This window comes from Rhodococcus sp. 852002-51564_SCH6189132-a (genome assembly GCF_001665495.1).
In the GTDB taxonomy this organism is placed as follows: domain Bacteria; phylum Actinomycetota; class Actinomycetes; order Mycobacteriales; family Mycobacteriaceae; genus Rhodococcus; species Rhodococcus pyridinivorans.
The window spans coordinates 1-22,084 of sequence record NZ_LZMJ01000061.1; the positions used below are offsets into that span (position 1 = coordinate 1).

The following is a 22,084-nucleotide window of genomic DNA, read 5'->3' on the forward strand; positions in this document are numbered from 1 at the left end:
ACGAGTGAGATCTACCCTGGCAATCTGCACACAACGGCGCAATCCTCCGCCCTCGACCGAGGGCAGCAGAGCGCGAAGTGGTCATAGGTGCGCGCTATTACGCGCTCTGCTGACCATTTCGCGCTCCGCTGCCGGCTCGGTGAGTACGGGATCCCGCGAGGTGTCCTTCAACGCGACCCCCGACGCCCCCAACTGCCGCGCCCCGTTCACGAGGGCCGCGACGACGCGCGCCGCGTGCTCGTAGGTCATCCCGCCGGGCGGGTGGATGTTCGACACGCAGTTGCGTTCGGCGTCACTGCGTCCCGGCGTCGGGTGGTGCGTCAGGTACACGCCGACACTGTCGGCCACCGACAGGCCGGGCCGTTCGCCGATGATCACGAGCATCGTCGTGACGCCGAGCCGCTCACCGATATGGTCGCCCAGCGCGACGCGGGCCTGCGTCGCGATCACCGGTGACGCCACGGTCAACCCGGGCAGGGCAGCGACGATCGCCGCGAGCAGATCGGGTCCGTGGGCGTCGAGAGCGGTGGACGACAACCCGTCGCACAGCGCGATACCGAGATCGGCCTCTGTTCGCGGCAGCGTGGTCCCCTCGGCGAGCTGCCGGCCGAGGTCGGGGCGACGCAGATACGTACTGCGATCTCCTGCTGCGCTTTCCACGATCAATGGCTCACCGAGCCCGAGATCACGAACCCGCTGAGCCAAGGAATGCACATCGAGCGGGACGTGCACGGCGTCGCGCGCCTCGGCATGGGCCGCCACGAATTCCAGATGACGGCGCGTCGGGATGCTGTTCCCGGTGCGTCCCAGGCCGATCCGTGCCTGGGTGTTCCGGCGCAATTCGTCCCACAGGTCGCTCACAAGGCACCTCCGAGTGCGCGCAGAGGGGACGTGCCGACGTCCACCGGCAGGATGCGACCGATATCGTCCGCCATACCCTGCCTGCGTAGCCAGTCCTCGAACTCCGGTGCCGGCCGCAGGTCGGCGGCCTCCCGCACGTACAGCGCGTCGTGGAACGACAGCGATTGATAGCCGAGCATCACGTCGTCGGCACCCGGCACTGTGATGACGAATGCTGTTCCGGCAACGGCCAACAGGGTCAGCAGGGTGTCCATGTCGTCCTGATCGGCCTCGGCATGATTGGTGTAGCAGACGTCCACACCCATAGGCAGGCCGAGGAGTTTGCCGCAGAACTGGTCTTCGAGACCCGCGCGGATGATCTGTTTGCCGTCGTACAGGTATTCCGGTCCGATGAACCCGACGACGGTGTTGACGAGCAGCGGTTCGAACTCGCGCGCAACGGCATACGCGCGCGCTTCGAGGGTCTGCTGATCCACCGGCCTGCCACCGGTTCCGAAATGGGTTCCCGACGACAACGCCGAACCCTGCCCGGTCTCGAAGTACATGACGTTGTTGCCGACGGTCCCCCGTCGCAGCGACCTGCCGGCCTCGTTGCCCTCCCGCAGCACTGCGAGGTCCACACCGAAGCTGCGGTTGGCGCCCTCGGTGCCGGCAACGGACTGGAACACCAGGTCGACGGGTGCGTCCTTCTCGATCAGATCGATCGTGGTGGTGACGTGGGTGAGCACGCACGACTGGGTGGGGATCTCGAATCGCTGCCGGATCTCGTCGAGCAGGTGCAGCAGGTCGGACACGGCGTGCGGCGAGTCGCTCGCCGGATTGATGCCGACGACCGCGTCGCCGCATCCCATCAGCAGGCCGTCGAGGACGGACGCGGCGACCCCACGCGGGTCGTCGACGGGATGGTTCGGTTGCAGGCGCGTCGCGAGCCGCCCGGGCAATCCGATGGTCGTGCGGAACGCGCTGGTCGCCGTCGCAGCGCGGGAGACCGCGATGAGGTCTTGATTGCGCATGATCTTGCTGGTCGCCGCGACCGTCTCCGGGGTGAGTCCCGGCGCGAGTGCCGCGAGCACGTCGGCGGAGTCCGGTCGGGCCGCGACCTCCAGGAGGTGGTCGCGCAGTTCCCCGACGGTCATGTGCGAGACCGGCGCGAAGGCCGTCGCGTCGTGGGTGTCGACGATCAGCCTGGTGACCTCGTCGGTCTCGTACGGGACGACTGCCTCGGTGAGGAAGGTGGTCAGCGGGAGGTCGGCGAGGGCCAGCTGTGCCGCGGCGCGTTCTGCGTCCGAGGTGGCAGCGCATCCGGCGAGCTCATCACCCGAGCGGCGCGGGGATGCTTTGCCGAGCAGATCGACGAGGCCGTCGAAGACGTAACCGGTTCCGCCGAGCTGTTGTCGGTAGATCGTCATCGAGGCCTCCCGCGCAGGACCGGTTCGACGGATGTGAGCACGCAGTGGAGTGCAGCATTCCACTTTTTCGCTGTCGTGTCCGGCGAGTGTCGCGAACGAAACGTCGCTGGTCGTCGGTTCCTAGCCTCGCTGGTACCAAACGTTCGTCACCCGCTGCGCCATGTGCCGCATCCCCGCAGCGGTGGGGTGCAGTGCCTTCGCCAGCGACAGCGACTGCCGTCCCTCGTAGAAGCGCTGCTCGGAGGGCGCACACGCATCGTGCCCTTCCGATCCGGCCATGACGTCGACGAACTCGGCACCGGCCTCGCCGGCGGAGCGGGCGAGTACTCGGTTCATCCGCACGAAAAAGTTCGTCACGAAGGAGGCGTCGGCATCGCTGGTGGGGATGTTGGGCCAGCAACCCCGGTTGCCGAAAACACCGCCGTGCCCGACCAGCAAAACCCGTGCGCGCGGTGCGCGTTGCTGGACGGCGGTGAGTGTCGCGGTGAGCTTCGGTCCGAGTGCACTCAGGGCGGTGTCCATGCGCGACGTGGTGCCCGGATCGGTGCGGCAGTGCGCATCGCCGCCCGGAAGCTCGGTGTAACAGGCCGAGACGAGCCCCGCCCAGCCGACATCGTTGCCGCCGATGCTCAGCGTGACGAGATTCGTGTCCGGAGGGAGCGAATCGATCTGCGGCGGGACCGATCCGGTCGACGTCTGCTGCGGGACGGACGTGATGTGCTCGGTGCGTGCACCCGAACACGCGACGTTGACGAAGCTGACGGTCTGAAGCGAACCCGCGACGAGGTTCGGATATCCCGCATCCGCGCGGGCACATCCGCTGAGCATCGCCGCTGCGTCGAGGTAGGGTCCGGCGGCACGCGAGTCACCGAGCGCGACGTATCGGATGCCCTGCTCGCTACCCGGGTCGCTCATCGCGGACACCGGCCACACCATCGATGCAGCTGCCATGCCGGCGACGATCCCGGCTCGCACAATCGTCTTCATCCAGACCCTCCGGCAGCGTGGTTCTCCCGGGCATGAGATCGGCACGAATTACAAACGCGTTACGAGCACCGGGTGAAGATCACGGATGAAGCTCGGGCACACATCCTCCCACCAGCGCATTTTGTTTACTCCCCCCTTCGAACGGCTACCGTCGACCTGTGACCGTCCACAAAGTTCTCGACGGCCGCTACGAGCTGAGCGGTCTGCTCGGCGTGGGCGGCAGCGGCGAGATCCACGACGGTTGGGACACCCGCCTCCACCGGCCCGTCGCCGTCAAACTGCTCGGACGGGAGGTCTGCAGCAGACCGGACGTACGACGTCGTTTCGAAGTCGAGGCCCGGGCCGCCGCGGCCCTGAACCACCCTCGCATCGTCGCCGTGTACGACACGGGTGAACACGACGGACGTCCTTACATCGTTATGGAACGGCTCTCCGGGCGGACCCTCGCCGACGACATCACCCGCGGACCCCTACCCGCCGATCGGGTGCGCACGGTGCTCGCCGGAATTCTCGAGGCGCTCGTCGCCGCGCACGGTGCGGGGATCCTCCACCGGGACATCAAGCCGGCGAACGTGCTCATCACAGAGAACGGCGAGATCAAGGTCGCCGACTTCGGTATCGCGAAGAGCGTCGGCGACGACCTCACCCACACCGGTGAACTCGTGGGGACCGTCGCCTATCTGAGCCCGGACCGCATCACCGGACACCCCGCGTCCGTGACGGACGATCTGTACGCGGTCGGGGTCGTCGGCTACGAGTCCCTTTGCGGGCGGAGGCCGTTCGCCGAGGACAACATCCTCGCGCTGGCACGGGCCATCACGCACGACCGTCCACGGCCACTCGCCGATCTCCGCCCGGACGCCCATCCGGGGTTCGTCGCAGTGATCGAACGGGCCATGGCACGAGAGCCTTCCGACCGGTTCCGCAGTGCGCACGAGATGCTCGCGGCATTGCAGAATTCCGACGGAAACCGCGCTGCGACAGCCTTCCTGCCGGCGAGTGAGATCGGCGGACCGACGACCACTGCAGGCACGGACCGGTCCCGTGGAGTTCTCGTCGCAGCGGGTCTGACGCTGGTCGGGGCGCTCGCCGTGGGCGGTCTCGCACTCGGATTCGGGCGGGGCGCTTCCCCGCCGGCGGCCACACCGGAGACGCGGACGCCGGGCATGTCCGCATCGACGCCCGAGCGGGTACCGGCAACCACCGAGCTTCCTGCGACCCCCGAATCCACGGTCGCCCCGGCGCGCACAGCGGACGAGACCGCCGTGGTTCCGCCCGTCGTGCCCGCTCCGGAGACCGCTCCCGTCGCACCGCCTGCGGATGCCGGGCCCACGAGGTCCGAACCCGAGTCCCGCGGAAACAGCGGACCCGGCAACAACAACGGTAACGGAAACTCGCAGGGGAACAACGGGAACCACAACGGCAACAACGGCAATGGGAACGGGAACACCGGCAACGGGAACAGTGGCCGCGGTAACGGGTGAGATCGCTCAGCTCGAGGCGCGCACCACGAGTTCGACGGGAAGTCGCGTCGATTCCGTTTCTCCGTTTCGCACGAGTTCGAGGAGCCGCTCGATGGCCGTCACCCCGATATCGTGCGCGGGCGATCGCACGGTGGTGAGCGGAACCGGCAGCTGCGCCACGACGGGGATGTCGTTGTAGCCGACCACGGCGAGATCGTCCGGGATGGACAGACCGAGGTCGCGGGCGACACCGAGGATGCCGATGGCGATGGTGTCGCTGACCGCGAAGATCGCGCGGGGACGGTCGGGGCGGTCCAGCAGCGCACGCGCGGCCTCCACACCCCCGGCAACGTCGAAGCTCGACCGCATGATCCGCTCGGGCGGCAGTGGCGCCGACGCTTCCTTCAGAGTGTCGACGAAGCCGTCGCGGCGGTCGCGGGCGGTGCTGGCGTGGTCGGGGCCGGCGATGATCGCCAAGTCGTCGTAGCCGCGGTCGAGAAGGTGCCGGGCGGCCAGTGCTCCACCCCGGTAGTCGTCGCCCACCACGAACGGCAACCCCGCATCGGCGTGCCGGGTGACCGCGAGGATGGGCAGCGATCCGAGTACCAGCGACTCGACGAACGGACCACCCGGGAGGTGCATGCTGCTCAGCAGCAGGCCGTCGACCTGCCGGCCCACGAGCAGCGCGATGGCGCGACGTTGCGCCTCGAGGTCGTCGGGTGGGCTCGACAGCAGTACCGAGTAGCCCGCTTTCGTGGCGGCTTCCTCGATGCCCTGGTAGGTCGTGGCGACCACGCCGTCGGTGAGTCGCGGCATGACGACACCGAGGGTCGTGGTCTTGCGGGTCCGCAAGCTCGCCGCCCACAGGTTGGGGCGATATCCCAGTTCGACCGCGACCTCCCGCACCCGTAGTGCCGAGTCCGACCAGCCGTCGACCGGTTCGGGCTGGCGCAGCACACGGGATGCCGTCGAGACGTGGACACCGGCGCGCTCGGCGATCTCCTTGAGCGTCGGGGCGCGGTCGGGACGGGGCATGCGGCTCTCCTGCTCGTACGGCATCGAGTTCGTATTCCGAGTTGACGTGCCCGGAACGTATCTTTAGCGTAGGCCATGCAATCGATCGCGCAAACGTTCTCACAATCGTTCTGACAAACGTTTCCTCGACCACCGGAGAAGGCCATGTCCAACGCTCAGTCGCTCACCCAGCTGTTCGCCCTCGACTCCCTGCTCGAGCAGGAGGAGATCGACATCCGCGACACCGTCCGCAAGTTCGGCAACGAGCGCATCCGCCCGCACGTGGCCCAGTGGTTCGAGGAAGCCAAGCTCCCGGCACGCGAGCTCGCCAAGGAACTCGGACAGCTCGGTGTGCTCGGCATGCACCTCGACGGCTACGGCTGCGCCGGCATGAGCGCCACCGCCTACGGCCTGGCCTGCCTCGAACTCGAGGCCGTCGACTCCGGCATCCGCAGCCTCGTGTCCGTGCAGGGCTCGCTGGCGATGTTCTCCATCCACCACTGGGGCAGCGAGGAGCAGAAGCAGGAATGGCTCCCCCGCATGGCCGCCGGTGAGGCCATCGGTTGCTTCGGCCTGACCGAGCCCGACTTCGGTTCCAACCCCGCCGGGATGCGCACCAACGCAAAGCGCGACGGCGACGACTGGATCCTCAACGGCACCAAGATGTGGATCACCAACGGCTCGATCGCCGACGTCGCCGTCGTCTGGGCGCAGACCGACCTCGAAGAAGGCGCCAAGGGCATCCGCGGCTTCGTCGTCCCCACCGACACCCCCGGTTTCTCCGCACCGGAGATCCACTCCAAGATGTCGCTGCGCGCCTCGGTCACATCGGAGCTCATCCTCGACGGCGTGCGTCTGCCCTCCTCGGCGATGATGCCGAAGGCCGAGGGTCTGCGCGGACCGCTGACCTCCCTCGGCGAGGCCCGCTTCGGCATCGTCTTCGGTGCCATCGGTGCCGCCCGCGACTGCCTCGAGACCGCCGTCGAGTACTCGCAGTCCCGCGAGGTGTTCGACAAGCCGCTCGCCGGCTACCAGCTCACCCAGGCCAAGATCGCCGACATGGCGCTCGAGGTCGGCAAGGGCCACCTGCTCGCCTACCACCTCGGTCGCATCAAGGACCGCGGCGAGATCGCCCCGGAACAGGTCAGCCTCGGCAAGCTCAACAACGTGCGTGAGGCCATCGCCATCGCCCGCGAGTGCCGGACCATCCTCGGCGCCAACGGAATCACGCTCGAGTACCCCGTCATTCGTCACGCCAACAACCTCGAATCGGTGCTGACCTACGAGGGCACCTCCGAGGTCCATCAGCTGACCATCGGCAAGGCGCTGACCGGTGAGGCGGCCTTCCGGTGAGCGGAGCGTTGGAAGGGCTGGTGATCGCCGACTTCGGTCGCGTGCTCGCCGGCCCCTACGCCACCATGCTGCTCGCCGACCTCGGGGCAGAGGTCGTCAAGATCGAACGACCCGTCTTCGGGGACGACACCCGGCACTGGGGACCACCCTGGGCCGGCGACGAGTCGACCTATTTCCTCGGCGTCAACCGCAACAAGAGATCGGTGGCCATCGACCTGACCACCGACGAAGGACTCGAGCAGGCACGCGATCTCGTCGCCCGCGCCGATGTCGTCGTCGAGAACTTCCTGCCCGGCACGATGACTCGGCTCGGGCTCGGATACGAGCAGGTCCGGGAACTCGACCCCGGCATCGTCTACACCTCGATCACCGGCTTCGGCGGGCACAACGACCTGCCCGGTTACGACCTGCTCATCCAAGCCGTCGGCGGTCTGATGAGCATCACCGGGCCCGACCATGCGACACCCACCAAGGTCGGTGTCGCCGTGGTCGACATCATCACCGGAATGCACGCTGCGCTCGGCATTCTCGCCGCGCTACGGCACCGCGACCGCACCGGCGAGGGCCAGCGTGTCGAGGTGAACCTGCTGTCGTCCCTGTTGTCGGCGCTGGCGAACCAATCGTCCGGCTACGTCGCGGCAGGGGTGGTGCCGAAGGCGATGGGCAATCGCCATCCGAGCATCGCGCCCTACGAGGTGTTCCACACGGCAGACCGGCCGTTCGTCCTCGCCGTGGGCAACGACCGTCAATTCGCTTCCCTGGTCGCGGTTCTCGGCGCGCCCGAACTCGCCACCGACGAGCGGTTCACCACGAACACCGCCCGCGTCGCGAACCGGGAGGAGCTGACGAAGATCCTCGACGAATTGCTGTCGACGGACACCGCCGACGCGTGGTTCGACGCTCTGACCGCAGCCCGGGTGCCATGCGGACCGCTCAACGACATCGCTGACGCGGTCGCGCTCGCCGAACGACTCGGCCTGTCGCCGGTGGTGTCGATCGACGATCCCGACCGGGACGCTCCGCTTCGTCAGATCGCCAACCCGATCCGGCTCAGCGCCACCCCTGCGACCTACCGCACCGCACCCCCGCGGCTGGCGTAGTCGGACGCTCTCGTCACTCGGACTTCTGTTCCTTCAGAGTGTGGGCGACGAGAGCATTCGCGTGCCCGTGGCCCATCCCGTGTTCCTGCTTCAGCCAGTTCACGAGCTCCATGTGCTCGGCGAGATCCGAGGCGCGGATCATGTTCTTCCACTCCTCGATCGGGCGTCCGTACTTCTGCTCGATCGACGGAAAGTACGACTGGGGCCCCTTGACCTTCTCGCTCATGCCGGAGAGGTCAACCGAGGCGACCGACACGGTCGGGCCGTTCCGTTCGATCCGCAACAGAAAGACCGCGGCGCCGCAGTCCCGGATGGGACGCGGCGGCACGGATGTACGGAAGGGGATCAGGCCTTCGGGCCACCGGCCACGTAGATGACCTGACCGGACACGAAGCCCGCGCCCTCGGACGCGAGGAACGATGCGGTGTGGGCGATGTCGTCGACCTCGCCGATACGGCCGACCGGGATGTCGGCCGCGATGTTCGACTTGAAGTCGTCGAACGACAGGCCGAGACGCTCGGCGGTCGCGGCGGTCATCTCGGTGGCGATGAAACCCGGCGCGATGGCGTTGGCGGTGACACCGAACTTGCCCAGCTCGATTGCGAGGGTCTTCGTGAAGCCCTGCATGCCGGCCTTGGCAGCGGAGTAGTTGACCTGGCCGCGGTTGCCGAGGGCCGAGGTGCTCGAGAGGTTGACGATGCGACCGAACTTGGCGTCGACCATGTAGCTCTGGACGGCACGCGTCATGAGGAAGGCGCCACGCAGGTGCACGTTCATGACGGCGTCCCAGTCCTCGACCGTCATCTTGAACAGCAGGTTGTCGCGGGTGATGCCGGCGTTGTTGATCAGGACGGTGGGCTCGCCGAGTTCGGTGGCGACCTTCTCGACGGCAGCGGCGACGGACTTCTCGTCGGAGACGTCGGCACCCACGGCGAGCGCCTTGCCGCCGGCGGACTCGATAGCCGAAACGGTGTCCTTGCAGGCGGATTCGTCGAGGTCGAGGACGGCGACCCGGTAGCCGTCGCCGGCGAGCCGCTTGGCGACGGCTGCGCCGATACCGCGTGCGGCTCCGGTGACGATGGCAGTGCGGGGCTGTGTGCTCATAGCGTTCCTCCGTTGGGGGATGGGTGGTGCCGTCAGGTGATGGTGAGTCCGCCGTCCACAGCGATGGTCTGACCGGTGACGTAGGCGGAGGCGTCGGACGCCAGCCAGACCGCAGTGGCTGCGATCTCCTCGGCATCCCCGGTCCGGCCGAGGATGATTCGCTGCTTCATCGAGTCGAGGTATCCGGGCTGGTATTCGTCCGTCATCTCCGTCCGGAAGAAGCCGGGTGCGATGGCGTTGACGCGGATTCCCTTGCGTGCTCCCCACTGCTGCGCGAGGTCGCGCGTGAGGCCGATGACGCCCGCCTTACTGGCCGAGTACGCGGCCTGCGGCAGGCCTGCCGTGGTGAGACCGAGAACCGACGAGATGTTGACGATCGAGCTACCGGGCTGCATCACACGGCCGACGGCCTGTGCCGCCCAATAGGATCCGTTCAGGTTGATGTCGATGACCTGCCGGAACTGCTCGGGGGTCTCCTTGGTGGCGGGCACGGCGGTGCCGATACCGGCATTGTTGATGAGGATGTCCACCCGGCCGAGTTGCTCGACCGCATGATCGACCATGCGCTGCGCCTGTTCGGGATCGGCGATGTCGGTCTCGACCGTGACGGCCTGCCGTCCGGCCTCCCGGACCAGCGCGGCGGTCTCCTCGAGACGGTCGACGCGGCGTGCGGCGAGCACGACGTCGGCCCCTGCCTCGGCCAGCCCTCGGGTGAATGCGACACCGAGGCCCGAAGAGGCACCGGTGACGATGGCAACGCGGCCGTCGAGACGGAAGCGGTCGAGCACGGACATACGTCATCTCCTCGCTGTGACGGGGCCTACAGGAACTGTATAGCCGACCGCCTTCTCATCCACCAAACAGCCTGTATCCAATTTGATTGGACAGCACTGCCTTTCAGAGCCAGTTCCTATTCTTCTCTTCGGCGGATCCTATGTTGCCGCGGGCGTTGCAGCGCGGAGAGGACCCCGCGTAGCACCCACCGTTACCAAGTCGATAAGCACTGGCTTATTTCTAAGCGCTCGCTTATCGTGCGATGCCGTAGCGGGCTTGTCAACACCAACCGGACAGAACGGAAGCGCTCTCGTGAGTGACGCATGGGACGACGTCGTCGGCGGATCCAAGGCCGCGGCTCGCATCCGCACGGCCGCGATAGACGAGTTCGCGGAGCACGGCTACGGCGGCACCACGACGCGCCTGATCGCGGCGCGACTCGGCATGAGTCCCGCCGCGATGTATCCGCACTACGCGTCCAAGGAGGAGCTACTCTTCGCCATCGCCTACGAGGGACACGCGCTCGCCCTGCAGGTCGTCGAGAACGCTGACCGCCCCGATGCCGAGCCGTCCGTTCGGCTCGCCTCCGTCATCGGCCGCTTCGCCGCCTGGCAGGCGGAGAACCACCGATGGAGCCGGGTCATCCAGTACGAGCTGGCCGCGCTCGACCGCGAGCACTACCGCACGATCGTCGGACTACGACGGCAGACCACGCAGGCCGTGCGGGGTGTCGTGGACGCCGGCCACGTCTCGGGCGAGTTCACCCTCCCGGATGCCGAAGGTGTCACTCTCGCCCTGATGTCGCTCTGCGTCGACGTGTGCCGTTGGTATCCCTCGGGCCGCTACGACGACGCCGCGACGATCAGCGACCTGTATGCCGATCTTGCCCTGCGTCTGGTCGGTGCCGTGCGTTAGCATCGTCGCCACCATCGGATCGGGGGGATCTACGTGGGCAGGGGGATATCGCGCCGCCGTCGGCTCCTCGAGACGCGAGAGCATCGAGGGGGAGCTGTCGTCCATGTCCACGAATGACAACGTCGTCGACCGACTACTGGTGTCGCTCGGGGTCGACGCCCCAGCCCCCGACTCCGTCGCCCGCCGGCAGTCCAATTACGACGCGCTGGCCGCGCGCATCGACGCGGGAGTCGATCCCGAATACATCGCAGCATTCGAGAACTTCCACGGCATGGAGCATGCCGACATCCACCGGCTCGCCCAGAGCATCAATCCCGTCGCGATGACCACCCTGGCCACCGAATGGGCCGAACTCGGAAAGGGTTTCAGCCTCACCGTCGCGTGGGGAACGCTGATGATCCGCAAGCTCATCGGCCAACACTGGGAGGGTCCGGCGGCCGACGCCGCGATGGGCGCGACGGTGCGATTCGGCGAATCCGCACAACAGTTGTCCGATGCCGCACGCGCGACGTCCGAGAAACTCCGTATTGCCGCCGACGTCGGCGAACGGGTGCGAGCGTCCGTGCCTCCACCCACGGTGATTACGTCGTCGGTCCTGTACGCGCTCGATCCCGTCGCAGGTGCTGCTGCCGCCCGCCAGGAGGAAGCCGTTCGCGCCCAGGCCGTGCGGGTGATGGAAGCCCTCTACAAGCCGTACTACCGCGATTCCGGCACGGCGGTTCCGGTCCTGCCCTCCCCGTATGCCGCCACGACGAGTCGCGCCACGGAGGCATTCGTTCCCCAGGGTTACGGCACACCAGGTGTCGGCGGCGCCCGGACCACCGGCGACCCGACGGGAATCCCGGGCGGGGACGGAGAACGTCCGGGTGGGCAGCCCGCCACGGAAGCGGAGAACCGTACGGACGCACCGTCGTCCGGTGAAGGCACGGACGGCCGGGCGGAAGGTACCGATTCGGCAGGTGGCGTGGGTTCGAACGAGTCCGCAGCGACCACTCCTGCATCCACCTCCCCGGCCGCGGGCGGCAACTCCGCGAGCCCGACCGGTCAGTCGTACGGTTCGCCGCCCCCCGGGTCGGGCGGAGGTGTCGGCGGTGGCCTACCGGGCGCCGGGGGTGTCGGCTCTGCGGGCGCATCGCCCGCGGCGGGTCCCGCTCCGCTCGTCGCCGGAGCTGCGCCCGCCGGTGGTGTCGCCGGTGGGCCCGGTGCCGCCGCAGCGCGGGGTGCCGGCGCCCGTCCGTTCGGCATGATGCCGGGAATGATCCCGCCCGCCTCGTCCCGCGGAGACGAGCAGGACAAACGCGCGGCCGGTTATCTCGTCACCGGCGAGAACGGGAACGAACTGATCGGGTCGCTGCCCGACACCGCCCCGCCGGTTCTGGGGGCCTGAACGCTATGGACCGGCATCTCACACCCGACCGATTCCTGGCGGCGTGGACCGCCGCGGGCGGCGACGAGTTCCCCTTCCCACTGCGTTATCGCACCTCAGCGATATGGGAGGACGAGCACGCCGCGAACCTCCAGGCCGCCCGCACGTGGCTGCACGAGACACCCGACCCTGCCCTCGACGACGCGATGCGGATCCTGCTGATCGGGGAGGTCGCGGTGGAGGTCTACGGCCGCTCCACCGACCCGGCCTACGAGGTCTTCGTCCGTGCCGCCGCGACCGGCGAGCAGGCCGTCCTCGCCCGTCAGGCGCCTGCCGCAGGCGACATCCGCATCACCACGACCACCGACCTCGCGGGTGCGATCCTCGGGCACCTTCCGGTCGTGGCAGCGGGCCGCGAACACGCACGCACCGCGCCGAGCCGGGATGTGCTCGAGCCGTCCGAATTCGGCGCTGTCCGTCGTCCGGCGGGTGGCACGCACGCAGAGTCGTTGCGCCGGTTGCTGCGTCGCGAGCGCACAGCCACCGGCAGTATCCGCGTCCTGCGGTACTCGAATCCGGGGTACACACCCGTCGCCGACATCGGCTGGTTCGACGTCGTGGGCGACGGCCGGTATCTCTTCGTCCCCGGTCCCGACCTCCGCGTCGCACCGGGCACCGTCGACGCTTTCGTCCGGGAACTGTCGGCGCAACTGTCCCGGATGCGCAGGCCCTCGCACGAGGGTCGGAGCGGCGTTCTGCGACGCCAGTGATCCCTTCCCGAAGCGGCCGTTCGTCTAGGCTGGCGACATGACGGACCGGGACCGCACACCCGACGGCAGGCCGCAGAACGCGCGTCCGCGCGACGCCCTGGGGCGTCCGTTGCCGCCGGGCGAAGAAGGCGTCGAACGTGTTCCCGAAGACCTCGATCTGGATGTCGAGGAGACCATCGCCGAAGGTCAGCGTCTCCTCGACCACGGTTTTCCGTTCCATGCCCACGAGGTCTTCGAGGCAATGTGGAAGAAGGCACCACCCGAGGAACGTCCCCTGTGGCAGGGCCTCGCCCAGCTCGCCGTGGGGCTGACCCACCTGCTCCGGGGAAACCCCACCGGCGCGGAGTCACTGTTGAAGCAGGGACAGGCGCGGGTGCGGCACTACGAGGACGAACCGCCGTACCGGCTCGACATCGACGGCCTGGCGAGTTGGGCCGATCATCTGCTCACCGAGATCGCTCGCGACGAACCGATCCCCGCTCCCCCGACCCCGCGCCTGAGGATGCCCTGATGCCGACACTGCCCATGTTCCCGCTCGGCACCGCGCTGCTTCCCGGGTCCGACCTGCCGTTGCGCATCTTCGAGCCGAGATACCAGCAACTCGTCCAGGACTGCACGGCATCGCCGGACGGCCCCCGCTTCGGAGTCGTCCTCATCGCCCGGGGACACGAGGTGGGCGGAGGCGAGCAGCGACACGACGTCGGCACCGTCGCGCGGATCATGGTCGACACCGAGGTCGGTGCAGGTCGCCGCGAACTCGAATGCATTGCAGAGGAACGCATTCGCGTCACCCGATGGTTGCCCGACGATCCCTACCCCATCGCCGAGGTGGAGCCCTGGCCCGACACCGATTCGGGGCCGGTGGATTTCGCCGCGATCACCGGACCGATGGGCCGGTTGTACGGGGTGCTCGACCGCCTCACGGGTGGCCGTGCTCCGTTGCCTCCCGCCACCACCGAACTACCGGAGGATCCCGGGGCGCGACTGTTCGCGCTCGCCCGGTACGTACCGATGGGCGAAGCGGACCGGTACGCGGTTCTCGCCGCACCGGGTCCGGCCGAACGTATGGCCGTGCTGCTCGAAGCGATCTCTACCGCAGTCGATCTCGCGGAATGGAAGCTGAAGGGCTGAGACGCGTGCGCCCACCCGGTGAGTGGGAACATCGCTCCGCCGGTCTCGCGGTAGCGGGCTAGAGTCCGGGACGCCGTTCGTCCCCGACCGGAAGGCACCCGATGGACACCGTCGAACAACGGTTGGCCCGACTCGAAGCCCTCGAAGAGATCAGGATGCTCAAGCATCGCTACTTCCGGGCGTGCGACGCCAAGGACCCGGAGGCGATGCGTGCATGCTTCGTCGCGCACGGCGCCGACATCTACTACGGACCGGCGCTGGGCAGCTTCGACGATGCCGACGCCCTGGTCGACATCTACTCCCGGATCGCTCTGGAACGGGTCGACGACCGCTACGTCGTGCTCGACATGCATCACGGCATGCATCCGAGCATCCACCTGACCGGGTCCGACACCGCGACCGGCGCCTGGACGCTGCGATTTCGGCAGGTGGATCTGCGTGCGCGCACCGAACGGGTCACCGCGCTCGACTACGACGACGACTACGTGGTCGAGAACGGCGAATGGAAGATCTCCCGCTGCCACGTGAAGGTGCTGTGGTCGATCCAGCGGGCTCTCACCGACGACGTGGAAGTGGTGCAGTGATGGCAGAAACAAAGGTCGCGCTGGTCACCGGCGCGAGTCGCAGCGTCGGCAAGGGCATCGCGTGCGCGCTCGGCTCCGACGGCTGGACCGTCTACGTCACCGCCCGCGGCCCCGTCGGCGTCGACGGACCACTCGACCGCACCGCGGCGGAGGTCACCGAACGCGGCGGGTACGGCATCGCGGTGCAGTGCGACCACCGCGACGACGCGCAGATCCACGAACTGTTCGGCCGGATCGCCGACGAGCAGGATTCCCGGCTCGACCTGCTCGTCAACAACGTGTGGGCGTCACCGCCGGGATTCGCGGGTTTCTCGGAACCGTTCTGGAAGCGCCCGATCAGCGACTGGGACAGTCTGATCGGCGTGGGTCTCCGCGCGCACTACGTCGCCTCCGCCGAAGCCGCGCAGCTGATGGTGCCGCGCAACAGCGGGATGATCGTCAACATCTCGTCGTTCGGCACCCGCGGCTACCTGCATTCGGTGCTGTACGGCATGTCGAAGGCGGGCCTGGACAAGATGGCCGCCGATATGGCCGTCGAACTCCGCGGCACCGGGGTGACCACCCTGTCGCTGTGGCCGGGGCTGGTGAAGAACGAGGCCATGCTCGCCCGCGGCATCGACAACTTCGAGGGCTTCTCGCTGGCCAACGCCGAGACACCGGAGTTCATCGGACGGGTGATCGTCGCGCTCGCGGCCGACCCCGAGGTGAACGCGCGCAGCGGTCGCACCCTCGTCACCGCCGAAACCGCACTCGACTACGGCATCGTGGACGCCGAAGGCAACCAACCCGATTCACACCGGGACATCTTCGGGGGCGGGCCGTTGTTCTGACGACGACCGCGGCTGTCGGGAGGCGAAGCCAGGGGAGGTTGTGTGCGTCGGAACCGCGGAAGTCGCACACAACCTCCCCCTCGATTCGGCGGCCCGGACGAGGGGTGGTCGGAGCACCCTCGGAAGTCGTGTATGGTTGGACATGCAACGCGGGGTGGAGCAGCTCGGTAGCTCGCTGGGCTCATAACCCAGAGGTCGCAGGTTCGAATCCTGTCCCCGCTACCACCGACCGGCCCGGACTCACACGAGTCCGGGCCGGTTCTTTTGTGAATGCTCCTCGGCCTCGGTACGGCTCCCCCGGCCGCGCTCACCGAGTAGATTTCGCGGCAGAGTCTCTGCAGAGCGGGAGGGTGTGATGGCCAAGCGCGCAACCGTCGCCGATCGACCACGAACTCCCCGCTGGCTCCGGCCCACGATCGTCGGTGTTCTGCTGGCCGTCGCCTTCTATCAGATGTCGGGCTGGCTCTTCCACAATCTGAAGGGTTTCCTCGGCCTGCTGTTCCTGGCGTGGTTGTTCAGCATCACCATCGAACCGATCGTCGACCGCCTCGAACGGTTCGGGATGCGTCGCGGTGCCGGCACCGGCCTCGTGCTGTTCTCCCTGATCGCACTCACCATCGGGTTCTTCGCGGTGTTCGGCACGCTCCTGTTCGACCAGATCGCCCAGTTGCTCACCACACTTCCGGATGCGCTCACACGCATCACCGATTGGGCGAACCGCACCTTCGACACCAACTTCAAGACCGGGGACGAGCTGTTCAAGATCACGCCCGATACGGTTCGCGATCTGGCACAACGGTTCACGCCCGGTGTCCTCGGCGTCCTCAGCACTCTGGTCGGTGCCCTGTTCCAGATCCTGACGATGCTGCTGTTCGTCTTCTACATGTCGGCCGAGGGGCCGAAGATGCGCCGGACGATCGCGAGCTGGTTCCCGGCCCGGCAGCAGCAGCTGATCGCGAACGTGTGGGAGACCTCGGTGGAGAAGGCCGGCGGCTATGTCGTCTCCCGGTTGATCCTCGCCGCCGCGGCGTCGATCTTCACCGGAATCTTCTTCCTCATCATCGGGGTTCCGTACTGGCTGCCCCTCGCGATCTGGACCGGGGTGGTCTCGCAGTTCATCCCCACTCTCGGCACCTATCTCGCGATCGGGCTCCCCGCGCTCATCGCCGCGGTGCAGCAACCGCTCGACGGCGTGTGGGTGATTGCCTTCGGCACGGTCTACCAGCAGATCGAGAACTATGTGCTGCACCCGCGCATCACGGCCCGCACGGTGTCGATCCACCCGGCGGTGGCGTTCGGTTCGGTGATCGTCGGCGCCACCCTGTTCGGCCCGGTGGGGGCTCTGGTGTCCGTGCCGGTGGTGGCGATCCTGCAGGCGCTGGCCGAGTCGTTCGGGCACCGCTACGAACTGATCCCGGAGGTGGGTGGAGAGGAACCGGAACCCGACGCCCCGGAGCTCACGGCAGACAACGACGACTACGACTGAGAGACGAGAGGGCCGGGCGTGAGATCTTCTCGCGCCCGGCCCCGTCGTCGTCCGATCAGACGATCAGCTTCGCCGCCGTCGCAGCGACGACGTCCTCGGTGGTCACGCCGGGTGCCGTCTCGACGAGCTTCAGTCCCTCGTCGGTAACGTCGATGACCGCGAGGTCGGTGATGATGCGCTGCACGCATCCACGACCGGTGAGCGGCAGGACGCACTCCTCGAGGATCTTCGGGTCGCCCTTCTTGGTGACGTGATCCATCATCACGATGACGCGCTTCGCGCCGTGGACGAGGTCCATCGCACCGCCCATGCCCTTGACCATCGCACCGGGCACCATCCAGTTGGCGATGTCGCCCTTGGCGGAGACCTGCATCGCGCCGAGGACGGCGACGTCGATCTGGCCGCCGCGGATCATGCCGAACGACTGCGCCGAGTCGAAGTAAGACGCGCCGGGGATCGCGGTGATCGTCTCCTTGCCGGCGTTGATGAGCTCGGGGTCGAGTTCGTCCTCGGTCGGGTACGGGCCGACGCCGAGCACACCGTTCTCCGAGTGCAGGATGACCTCGACGCCGGATTCGAGGTAGTTCGGCACGAGGGTGGGCATGCCGATTCCGAGGTTGACGTATTGGCCGTCCTCGAGTTCCTTGGCGACGCGTGCCGCCATCTCCTCGCGGGTCAGCCCCTTCTTCGTTGCCTGTGTCATGAGCGCACCGTCCGGTTCTCGATGCCGACCTCGACGGGGCCGACGTGTACGACACGCTGCACGTGGATGCCGGGCGTGTGGATTTCGTTGGGGTCGAGTTCGCCGGGTTCGACGAGGTGCTCGACCTGCGCGATCGTGATGCGACCCGAGGCGGCGGCCGGCGGGTTGAAGTTGCGGGCGCTTGCTCGGTAGACGAGGTTGCCGTGGCGGTCGCCCTTCCAGGCGTGCACGAGCGCGTAATCGGCGACGATGCCGCGTTCGAGCACGTAGGTTTCGCCGTCGAACTCCCGGGTCTCCTTCGGCTGCGACGCGAGGGCGATGCCGCCGTGACCGTCGTAGCGCAGCGGGAGTCCGCCTTCCTCGACGGCCGTTCCGACGCCTGCCGGGGTGAAGAAGGCGGGGATGCCCGCACCACCGGCGCGCAGGCGCTCGGCGAGCGTGCCCTGCGGAGTGAGTTCGACTTCGAGTTCACCGGCGAGGTACTGGCGCGCGAACTCCTTGTTGGAGCCGACGTACGACGAGATGGTGCGGCGGATGCGGCCCTTCTCGAGCAGCAGGCCGAGCCCGAAGCCGTCGGTACCGCAGTTGTTGCTGACGGTCTCGAGGTCGGTGGCGCCCTGATCGAGCAACGCGTTGATGAGGATCTCGGGGATGCCGACCAGACCGAACCCTCCGACAGCGAGCGTGACGCCGTCGGGGATGTCGGCTACGGCCTCGGCGGCGGAGGCAACGACTTTGTCCATGTGTGCCACGATACCCTCAGGTGTACGTCATGTGAACTCCCGTCCGCAATGCGAACAAATTCGCGTAGGATCGTTGCAAGCGCAGAACGGCCGCACTAGCCTGTTCGCATAGCGTCCATCCGTCCACATAGCGAACGTTTCGGATCGGAGGTCCGTGTCCCCCTCATCCCCCGACCCCGGATATCGGGGTCCGCTGTTCGATCCCGTCTTCGGCGCGGACGAACTCGGCGTCGCCCTGTCGGATCGCGCGTGGATCGGTGCCCTGCTCGACGTGGAGGTCGCGCTGACCCGCGCGGCCGCCGCACTCGGCCGTGTCAAGAACACCCACGCCGACGCCGTCGCGACAGCCGCGGCCTCGCTCGCCGAAGAACTCGATCCCGCCGACCTCGGTCGACGGTCCGCGGCGGGGGGCAACGCCGTCATCCCCCTGGTCTCCCTGCTACGCGAGCGCGCCGACGCCCCTGCGCGCGCCGTGCACGTCGGCGCGACCAGCCAGGACGTGCTCGACACCGCGCTGATGCTGCTCGCCCGCCGCGCAGGAGGGATCGCCCTGGCGAACCTGCGCTCCGCAGCCGACGGCGCAGCCCGCCTCGCTGCCACCCATCGCGAGACACCGATGGTCGCGCGCACGCTCGGCCAGCAGGCACTGCCGACCACCTTCGGCGCGCTCGCCGCCGGCTGGCTCCTGTCCCTCGACGACGCCGCCGGCGCACTCGACCGCGTGTTGTCCGCCCTACCCGCCCAGTACGGCGGAGCCGCCGGCACGCTCGCCGCCGTCCATCCCGACGGTTTCGCGTTCGCCGACGCGGTCGCCGACCTGCTCGGGCTCGCGCGTCCCGTCGCGCCGTGGCACACCGCCCGCACCCCCGTCACGACCCTCGCGGGCACACTCGGTGTCGCCGCGGGCGCGGTCGCGAAACCCGCCACCGACGTCGTACTCATGGCGAGCACCGAGTTCGGTGAGGTGAGCGAGGATGCGCCCGGCGGTTCGTCGGCCATGCCGCACAAGCGCAATCCCGTCGCGGCGATCACCGCGCGCGCCGCTGCCCGGCGCGTTCCCGGTCTCGTCTCGACGATCCTGTCGTCGACCGACCACGAGTTCCAGCGGGCCGCCGGCGCCTGGCACGCCGAATGGGAGACCCTCGCCGACATCCTGCGCCTCACCGGCGGTGCCGCGCACCAACTCTCGACGAGCCTGAACGGTCTGCACGTCCACACCGACGCGCTCGACCGCAATCTCGCGCTCACCGGAGGGGCGATCCTCGCCGAGAAGGTCACGGCCGCACTCGCCGAACACACCGACGACGCCCGCTCGATCGTCACCGATGCGGCGGTCGCCGGTAGGTCGCTCGACGAGGATCCCGCCATCACCGCACATCTCGACCCGCAGGACGTGCGCGAACTTCTCGATCCCACGCGCTATCTCGGCCATGCCGCAGACATCGTCGATCGCGTTCTCGCCCGTCACGACAGCACGAACCGAACCACAGGAGATGCCCGATGACCGTCACGCTCAACTACGAACAGTACGGCGACCCCACGAAGCCGACCGTCCTGTTCCTCGGTTCGCTGGGTTCGGACCTGTCGATGTGGGGACCGCAGATCCACGCCCTGGCGACCGACTGGAACGTCGTCGCGGCCGACCATCGCGGGCACGGCGCATCGCCCGCGCCGTCCGGTCCCTACACGATCGAGGAACTCGCCGGTGACGTCGTCGCCCTGCTCGACTCGCTCGAACTCGGCGCCGTGCACTACGTCGGACTGTCGCTCGGCGGTGCCGTCGGGCAGTGGCTCGCGGCGCATCACCCCGAGCGCGTGCGCACGCTGACGCTGCTGTGCACCTCGCCGGCCTTCCAGCCCGCCCAGCCCTGGTACGACCGGGCGGCATCGGTCCGCAACGACGGCCTGGCCTCGATCGCCGATTCGATCGTCTCGCGGTGGTTCACTCCCGAACTGGCCGAACACGATCCGGAGCTCGTCGCCCGCCACGTCGAGATGGTGAAGGGCACCACCGACGAGGGCTACGCCGCGTGTTGCGAGGCACTGGCGACCTGGGACGGCCGTCCCGACCTCGCCCGGATCGTCGCGCCCACCCTGGTGATCGCCGGTGAGCAGGACCCCGCCACCCCGCCGTCGACGATGCAGCAACTGGCCGACGGAATCGCCGACTCCACCTTCCACGTCCTCTCCCCCGGCGCACACCTCGCCAACGTGGAGCAGGCAGGACGGGTCACGAAGCTGATCCGCGAGCACATCTCGTCGCGCGTCACGCCGTCCGCCGCACACCGCACCGCGGCGTTCGAGGAGGGTCTGCGGGTGCGCCGATCCGTCCTCGGTGACGCACACGTCGACCGGTCCATCGAGTCGGCCACCGAATTCACCCGGCCCTTCCAGGATTTCATCACCCGCACCGCGTGGGGAGACATCTGGGCGCGTCCGGGTCTGGACCACCGCACCCGCCGGCTGTTGACCCTCGCGATCCTCACCGCGGTCGGCAACGAGCACGAACTCGACATGCACATCCGTGCAGCCCTGCGCGCCGGGATCGATCCCGACGACCTCGTCGAGGTCTTTCTGCACACCGCAGTCTACGCGGGTGTCCCCAACAGCAACCGGGCATTCGCGCTCGGCAAGCAGGCACTCGCCGACACCGAGGGAGGTGCGGGCTCGTGAGCACTCCCGACGTCACCGCCCCCGAGGTCGTTCGCGAGAACCCCGGGGCGTCGCCCGATTACGTGCAGTCGCTGGCACGTGGCCTGTCGGTCATCAAGGCCTTCGGTGCGCACGCCCAGCGGCAGTCGCTCTCCGACGTCGCCCGCGCGACCGGACTCACCCGCGCTACTGCGCGCCGATTCCTGTTGACTCTCATCGAACTCGGTTACGTCCGCACCGACGGATCCCAGTTCTGGCTCACCCCACGGGTGCTCGAACTCGGCTACAGCTACCTGTCGGCACTGACGCTGCCGGAGGTCGCGCGACCCCATCTCGAGGCGCTCGCCGAGAAAGTCAAGGAATCGACCTCGGTGTCGGTGCTCGACGGCACCGACGTCGTCTACGTCGCACGAGTTCCCGTCAGCCGCATCATGACCGTCACCATCACCCTCGGCACCCGTTTCCCCGCCTACGCGACCTCCATGGGACGGGTACTGCTCGCCGGTTTGAACGACGACGAACTCGACGCCTACCTCGCGCGCGCCGAATTCGCTCCCATCACCGGCAACACCGTCACCACCGCCGAGGAATTGCGCGCCGAGATCGCCACGGTACGACGCAACGGATACTGCATCGTCGACCAGGAACTCGAGGAGGGCCTGCGCTCGCTCGCCGCGCCCATCCGCGATGCGTCGGGAACCGTTGTGGCGTCGGTGAACCTGTCGACCCACGCGGCCCGCTACCGGATGGAGACCGTGCACGACGAGCTCGTCCCGGCGTTGCTCGCCACCGCCGGAGCGATCTCCACCGATCTCGCCCGCACCCAGACCCACCAGTGA

Annotated in this window: 23 protein-coding genes and 1 tRNA gene; 15 read left to right on the top strand and 9 right to left on the bottom strand. The window is 68.1% G+C overall.

The genetic code is table 11. From position 1 onward, the window contains the following. Window positions 1-81 precede the first annotated feature (81 nt). The 3 genes from eutC to A5767_RS14370 all read right to left on the bottom strand — a co-directional run bounded on the left by eutC (window position 82) and on the right by A5767_RS14370 (window position 3,257). Window positions 82-861 (bottom strand): ethanolamine ammonia-lyase subunit EutC, encoded by a 780-nt coding sequence (eutC, locus tag A5767_RS14360; protein WP_064852554.1) that lies wholly within the window; start codon window positions 859-861, stop codon window positions 82-84. Beyond that, a complete protein-coding gene (locus A5767_RS14365) occupies window positions 858-2,270 on the bottom strand; it encodes an ethanolamine ammonia-lyase subunit EutB (protein ID WP_033097453.1) in 1,413 nt (470 codons plus the stop codon). The genes eutC and A5767_RS14365 overlap by 4 nt, the downstream gene beginning before the upstream one ends. Before the next feature lie 120 nt (window positions 2,271-2,390). Then, window positions 2,391-3,257: an SGNH/GDSL hydrolase family protein gene (locus A5767_RS14370; protein WP_064852555.1), complete on the bottom strand. Its 867-nt coding sequence runs from the start codon at window positions 3,255-3,257 to the stop codon at window positions 2,391-2,393. 158 nt (window positions 3,258-3,415) lie between these two features. Here A5767_RS14370 and A5767_RS14375 point away from each other — a divergent pair, with 158 nt between their 5' ends. Beyond that, the gene (locus A5767_RS14375; protein ID WP_064852556.1) at window positions 3,416-4,741 is read left to right on the top strand and encodes a serine/threonine-protein kinase; all 1,326 of its coding nucleotides are present in this window, start codon (window positions 3,416-3,418) and stop codon (window positions 4,739-4,741) included. Between the two features lie 6 nt (window positions 4,742-4,747). On the opposite strand, the gene A5767_RS14380 is transcribed toward A5767_RS14375, so the two are convergent. Further along, window positions 4,748-5,755: a LacI family DNA-binding transcriptional regulator gene (locus tag A5767_RS14380; RefSeq protein ID WP_371683086.1), complete on the bottom strand. Its 1,008-nt coding sequence runs from the start codon at window positions 5,753-5,755 to the stop codon at window positions 4,748-4,750. Window positions 5,756-5,899: 144 nt separating this feature from the next. Between A5767_RS14380 and A5767_RS14385 the strand changes: the two genes are divergently transcribed. Both A5767_RS14385 and A5767_RS14390 read left to right on the top strand, forming a co-directional pair. Further along, window positions 5,900-7,087, top strand: coding sequence for an acyl-CoA dehydrogenase family protein (locus A5767_RS14385; RefSeq protein ID WP_019288237.1), 1,188 nt, complete (start codon window positions 5,900-5,902; stop codon window positions 7,085-7,087). Next, window positions 7,084-8,187: a CaiB/BaiF CoA transferase family protein gene (locus tag A5767_RS14390; RefSeq protein ID WP_064852557.1), complete on the top strand. Its 1,104-nt coding sequence runs from the start codon at window positions 7,084-7,086 to the stop codon at window positions 8,185-8,187. The genes A5767_RS14385 and A5767_RS14390 overlap by 4 nt, the downstream gene beginning before the upstream one ends. 13 nt (window positions 8,188-8,200) lie before the next feature. Here the strand turns inward: A5767_RS14390 and A5767_RS14395 are convergent, their stop codons facing one another. From A5767_RS14395 to A5767_RS14405, 3 genes are all read right to left on the bottom strand, one after another. Further along, entirely contained in the window at window positions 8,201-8,413 is a 213-nt protein-coding gene (locus tag A5767_RS14395) for a DUF4287 domain-containing protein (protein ID WP_006554713.1), read from the bottom strand. A gap of 119 nt (window positions 8,414-8,532) precedes the next feature. Next, complete coding sequence (gene fabG / locus A5767_RS14400; protein WP_006554714.1) at window positions 8,533-9,291, bottom strand: 3-oxoacyl-ACP reductase FabG; 759 nt, start codon at window positions 9,289-9,291, stop codon at window positions 8,533-8,535. Between the two features lie 32 nt (window positions 9,292-9,323). Beyond that, window positions 9,324-10,085, bottom strand: a complete 762-nt coding sequence (locus tag A5767_RS14405) for an SDR family NAD(P)-dependent oxidoreductase (protein ID WP_019288235.1) — start codon at window positions 10,083-10,085, stop codon at window positions 9,324-9,326. A 292-nt stretch (window positions 10,086-10,377) separates the two neighbouring features. Here A5767_RS14405 and A5767_RS14410 point away from each other — a divergent pair, with 292 nt between their 5' ends. The 9 genes from A5767_RS14410 to A5767_RS14450 all read left to right on the top strand — a co-directional run bounded on the left by A5767_RS14410 (window position 10,378) and on the right by A5767_RS14450 (window position 17,147). Beyond that, the gene (locus tag A5767_RS14410) at window positions 10,378-10,980 is read left to right on the top strand and encodes a TetR/AcrR family transcriptional regulator (protein ID WP_064852558.1); all 603 of its coding nucleotides are present in this window, start codon (window positions 10,378-10,380) and stop codon (window positions 10,978-10,980) included. A 103-nt stretch (window positions 10,981-11,083) separates the two neighbouring features. After that, entirely contained in the window at window positions 11,084-12,367 is a 1,284-nt protein-coding gene (locus tag A5767_RS14415) for a PPE domain-containing protein (RefSeq protein WP_064852559.1), read from the top strand. Between the two features lie 5 nt (window positions 12,368-12,372). Continuing rightward, window positions 12,373-13,116 carry an ESX secretion-associated protein EspG gene (locus A5767_RS14420; protein ID WP_064852560.1) on the top strand — a complete coding sequence of 248 codons (744 nt, stop codon included), beginning with the start codon at window positions 12,373-12,375 and terminating at the stop codon, window positions 13,114-13,116. Window positions 13,117-13,153: 37 nt separating this feature from the next. Continuing rightward, window positions 13,154-13,627 (top strand): DUF309 domain-containing protein, encoded by a 474-nt coding sequence (locus tag A5767_RS14425; RefSeq protein WP_006553195.1) that lies wholly within the window; start codon window positions 13,154-13,156, stop codon window positions 13,625-13,627. Next, window positions 13,627-14,247 carry an LON peptidase substrate-binding domain-containing protein gene (locus A5767_RS14430; RefSeq protein ID WP_064852561.1) on the top strand — a complete coding sequence of 207 codons (621 nt, stop codon included), beginning with the start codon at window positions 13,627-13,629 and terminating at the stop codon, window positions 14,245-14,247. Before A5767_RS14425 ends, A5767_RS14430 begins: the two co-directional genes overlap by 1 nt. Before the next feature lie 101 nt (window positions 14,248-14,348). Beyond that, window positions 14,349-14,831 (top strand): nuclear transport factor 2 family protein, encoded by a 483-nt coding sequence (locus tag A5767_RS14435; RefSeq protein ID WP_006553193.1) that lies wholly within the window; start codon window positions 14,349-14,351, stop codon window positions 14,829-14,831. Continuing rightward, entirely contained in the window at window positions 14,831-15,661 is an 831-nt protein-coding gene (locus A5767_RS14440; protein WP_064852562.1) for an SDR family NAD(P)-dependent oxidoreductase, read from the top strand. Before A5767_RS14435 ends, A5767_RS14440 begins: the two co-directional genes overlap by 1 nt. Window positions 15,662-15,809: 148 nt before the next feature. After that, window positions 15,810-15,886, top strand: a tRNA-Met gene (locus A5767_RS14445). A 130-nt stretch (window positions 15,887-16,016) separates the two neighbouring features. Next, complete coding sequence (locus A5767_RS14450) at window positions 16,017-17,147, top strand: AI-2E family transporter (protein WP_019288228.1); 1,131 nt, start codon at window positions 16,017-16,019, stop codon at window positions 17,145-17,147. Between the two features lie 55 nt (window positions 17,148-17,202). On the opposite strand, the gene A5767_RS14455 is transcribed toward A5767_RS14450, so the two are convergent. Both A5767_RS14455 and A5767_RS14460 read right to left on the bottom strand, forming a co-directional pair. Continuing rightward, complete coding sequence (locus A5767_RS14455) at window positions 17,203-17,850, bottom strand: CoA transferase subunit B (RefSeq protein ID WP_019288227.1); 648 nt, start codon at window positions 17,848-17,850, stop codon at window positions 17,203-17,205. After that, window positions 17,847-18,593: a CoA transferase subunit A gene (locus A5767_RS14460; RefSeq protein ID WP_064852563.1), complete on the bottom strand. Its 747-nt coding sequence runs from the start codon at window positions 18,591-18,593 to the stop codon at window positions 17,847-17,849. The genes A5767_RS14455 and A5767_RS14460 overlap by 4 nt, the downstream gene beginning before the upstream one ends. Before the next feature lie 154 nt (window positions 18,594-18,747). Here A5767_RS14460 and pcaB point away from each other — a divergent pair, with 154 nt between their 5' ends. The 3 genes from pcaB to A5767_RS14475 are packed head-to-tail and all read left to right on the top strand — an operon-like array spanning window position 18,748 to window position 22,084. Continuing rightward, a complete protein-coding gene (gene pcaB, locus A5767_RS14465; RefSeq protein WP_006553188.1) occupies window positions 18,748-20,097 on the top strand; it encodes a 3-carboxy-cis,cis-muconate cycloisomerase in 1,350 nt (449 codons plus the stop codon). Further along, window positions 20,094-21,266 carry a bifunctional 3-oxoadipate enol-lactonase/4-carboxymuconolactone decarboxylase PcaDC gene (gene pcaDC / locus A5767_RS14470; RefSeq protein WP_033097462.1) on the top strand — a complete coding sequence of 391 codons (1,173 nt, stop codon included), beginning with the start codon at window positions 20,094-20,096 and terminating at the stop codon, window positions 21,264-21,266. The genes pcaB and pcaDC overlap by 4 nt, the downstream gene beginning before the upstream one ends. Beyond that, window positions 21,263-22,084, top strand: coding sequence for an IclR family transcriptional regulator (locus A5767_RS14475; protein ID WP_006553186.1), 822 nt, complete (start codon window positions 21,263-21,265; stop codon window positions 22,082-22,084). The genes pcaDC and A5767_RS14475 overlap by 4 nt, the downstream gene beginning before the upstream one ends.

What these genes read in the sequence shown, in the direction of transcription:
- A5767_RS14385 (WP_019288237.1), top strand. Translation starts at nt 5,900, where the DNA reads ATGTCCAACGCTCAGTCGCTCACCCAGCTGTTCGCCCTCGACTCCCTG.
- A5767_RS14435 (WP_006553193.1), top strand. Translation starts at nt 14,349, where the DNA reads ATGGACACCGTCGAACAACGGTTGGCCCGACTCGAAGCCCTCGAAGAG.
- A5767_RS14380 (WP_371683086.1), bottom strand. Translation starts at nt 5,755, where the DNA reads ATGCCCCGTCCCGACCGCGCCCCGACGCTCAAGGAGATCGCCGAGCGC.
- A5767_RS14460 (WP_064852563.1), bottom strand. Translation starts at nt 18,593, where the DNA reads ATGGACAAAGTCGTTGCCTCCGCCGCCGAGGCCGTAGCCGACATCCCC.
- A5767_RS14440 (WP_064852562.1), top strand. Translation starts at nt 14,831, where the DNA reads ATGGCAGAAACAAAGGTCGCGCTGGTCACCGGCGCGAGTCGCAGCGTC.
- fabG (WP_006554714.1), bottom strand. Translation starts at nt 9,291, where the DNA reads ATGAGCACACAGCCCCGCACTGCCATCGTCACCGGAGCCGCACGCGGT.
- A5767_RS14450 (WP_019288228.1), top strand. Translation starts at nt 16,017, where the DNA reads ATGGCCAAGCGCGCAACCGTCGCCGATCGACCACGAACTCCCCGCTGG.
- A5767_RS14365 (WP_033097453.1), bottom strand. Translation starts at nt 2,270, where the DNA reads ATGACGATCTACCGACAACAGCTCGGCGGAACCGGTTACGTCTTCGAC.
- A5767_RS14455 (WP_019288227.1), bottom strand. Translation starts at nt 17,850, where the DNA reads ATGACACAGGCAACGAAGAAGGGGCTGACCCGCGAGGAGATGGCGGCA.
- A5767_RS14395 (WP_006554713.1), bottom strand. Translation starts at nt 8,413, where the DNA reads ATGAGCGAGAAGGTCAAGGGGCCCCAGTCGTACTTTCCGTCGATCGAG.
- A5767_RS14420 (WP_064852560.1), top strand. Translation starts at nt 12,373, where the DNA reads ATGGACCGGCATCTCACACCCGACCGATTCCTGGCGGCGTGGACCGCC.
- A5767_RS14430 (WP_064852561.1), top strand. Translation starts at nt 13,627, where the DNA reads ATGCCGACACTGCCCATGTTCCCGCTCGGCACCGCGCTGCTTCCCGGG.
- pcaDC (WP_033097462.1), top strand. Translation starts at nt 20,094, where the DNA reads ATGACCGTCACGCTCAACTACGAACAGTACGGCGACCCCACGAAGCCG.
- A5767_RS14405 (WP_019288235.1), bottom strand. Translation starts at nt 10,085, where the DNA reads ATGTCCGTGCTCGACCGCTTCCGTCTCGACGGCCGCGTTGCCATCGTC.
- A5767_RS14425 (WP_006553195.1), top strand. Translation starts at nt 13,154, where the DNA reads ATGACGGACCGGGACCGCACACCCGACGGCAGGCCGCAGAACGCGCGT.
- A5767_RS14370 (WP_064852555.1), bottom strand. Translation starts at nt 3,257, where the DNA reads ATGAAGACGATTGTGCGAGCCGGGATCGTCGCCGGCATGGCAGCTGCA.
- A5767_RS14415 (WP_064852559.1), top strand. Translation starts at nt 11,084, where the DNA reads ATGTCCACGAATGACAACGTCGTCGACCGACTACTGGTGTCGCTCGGG.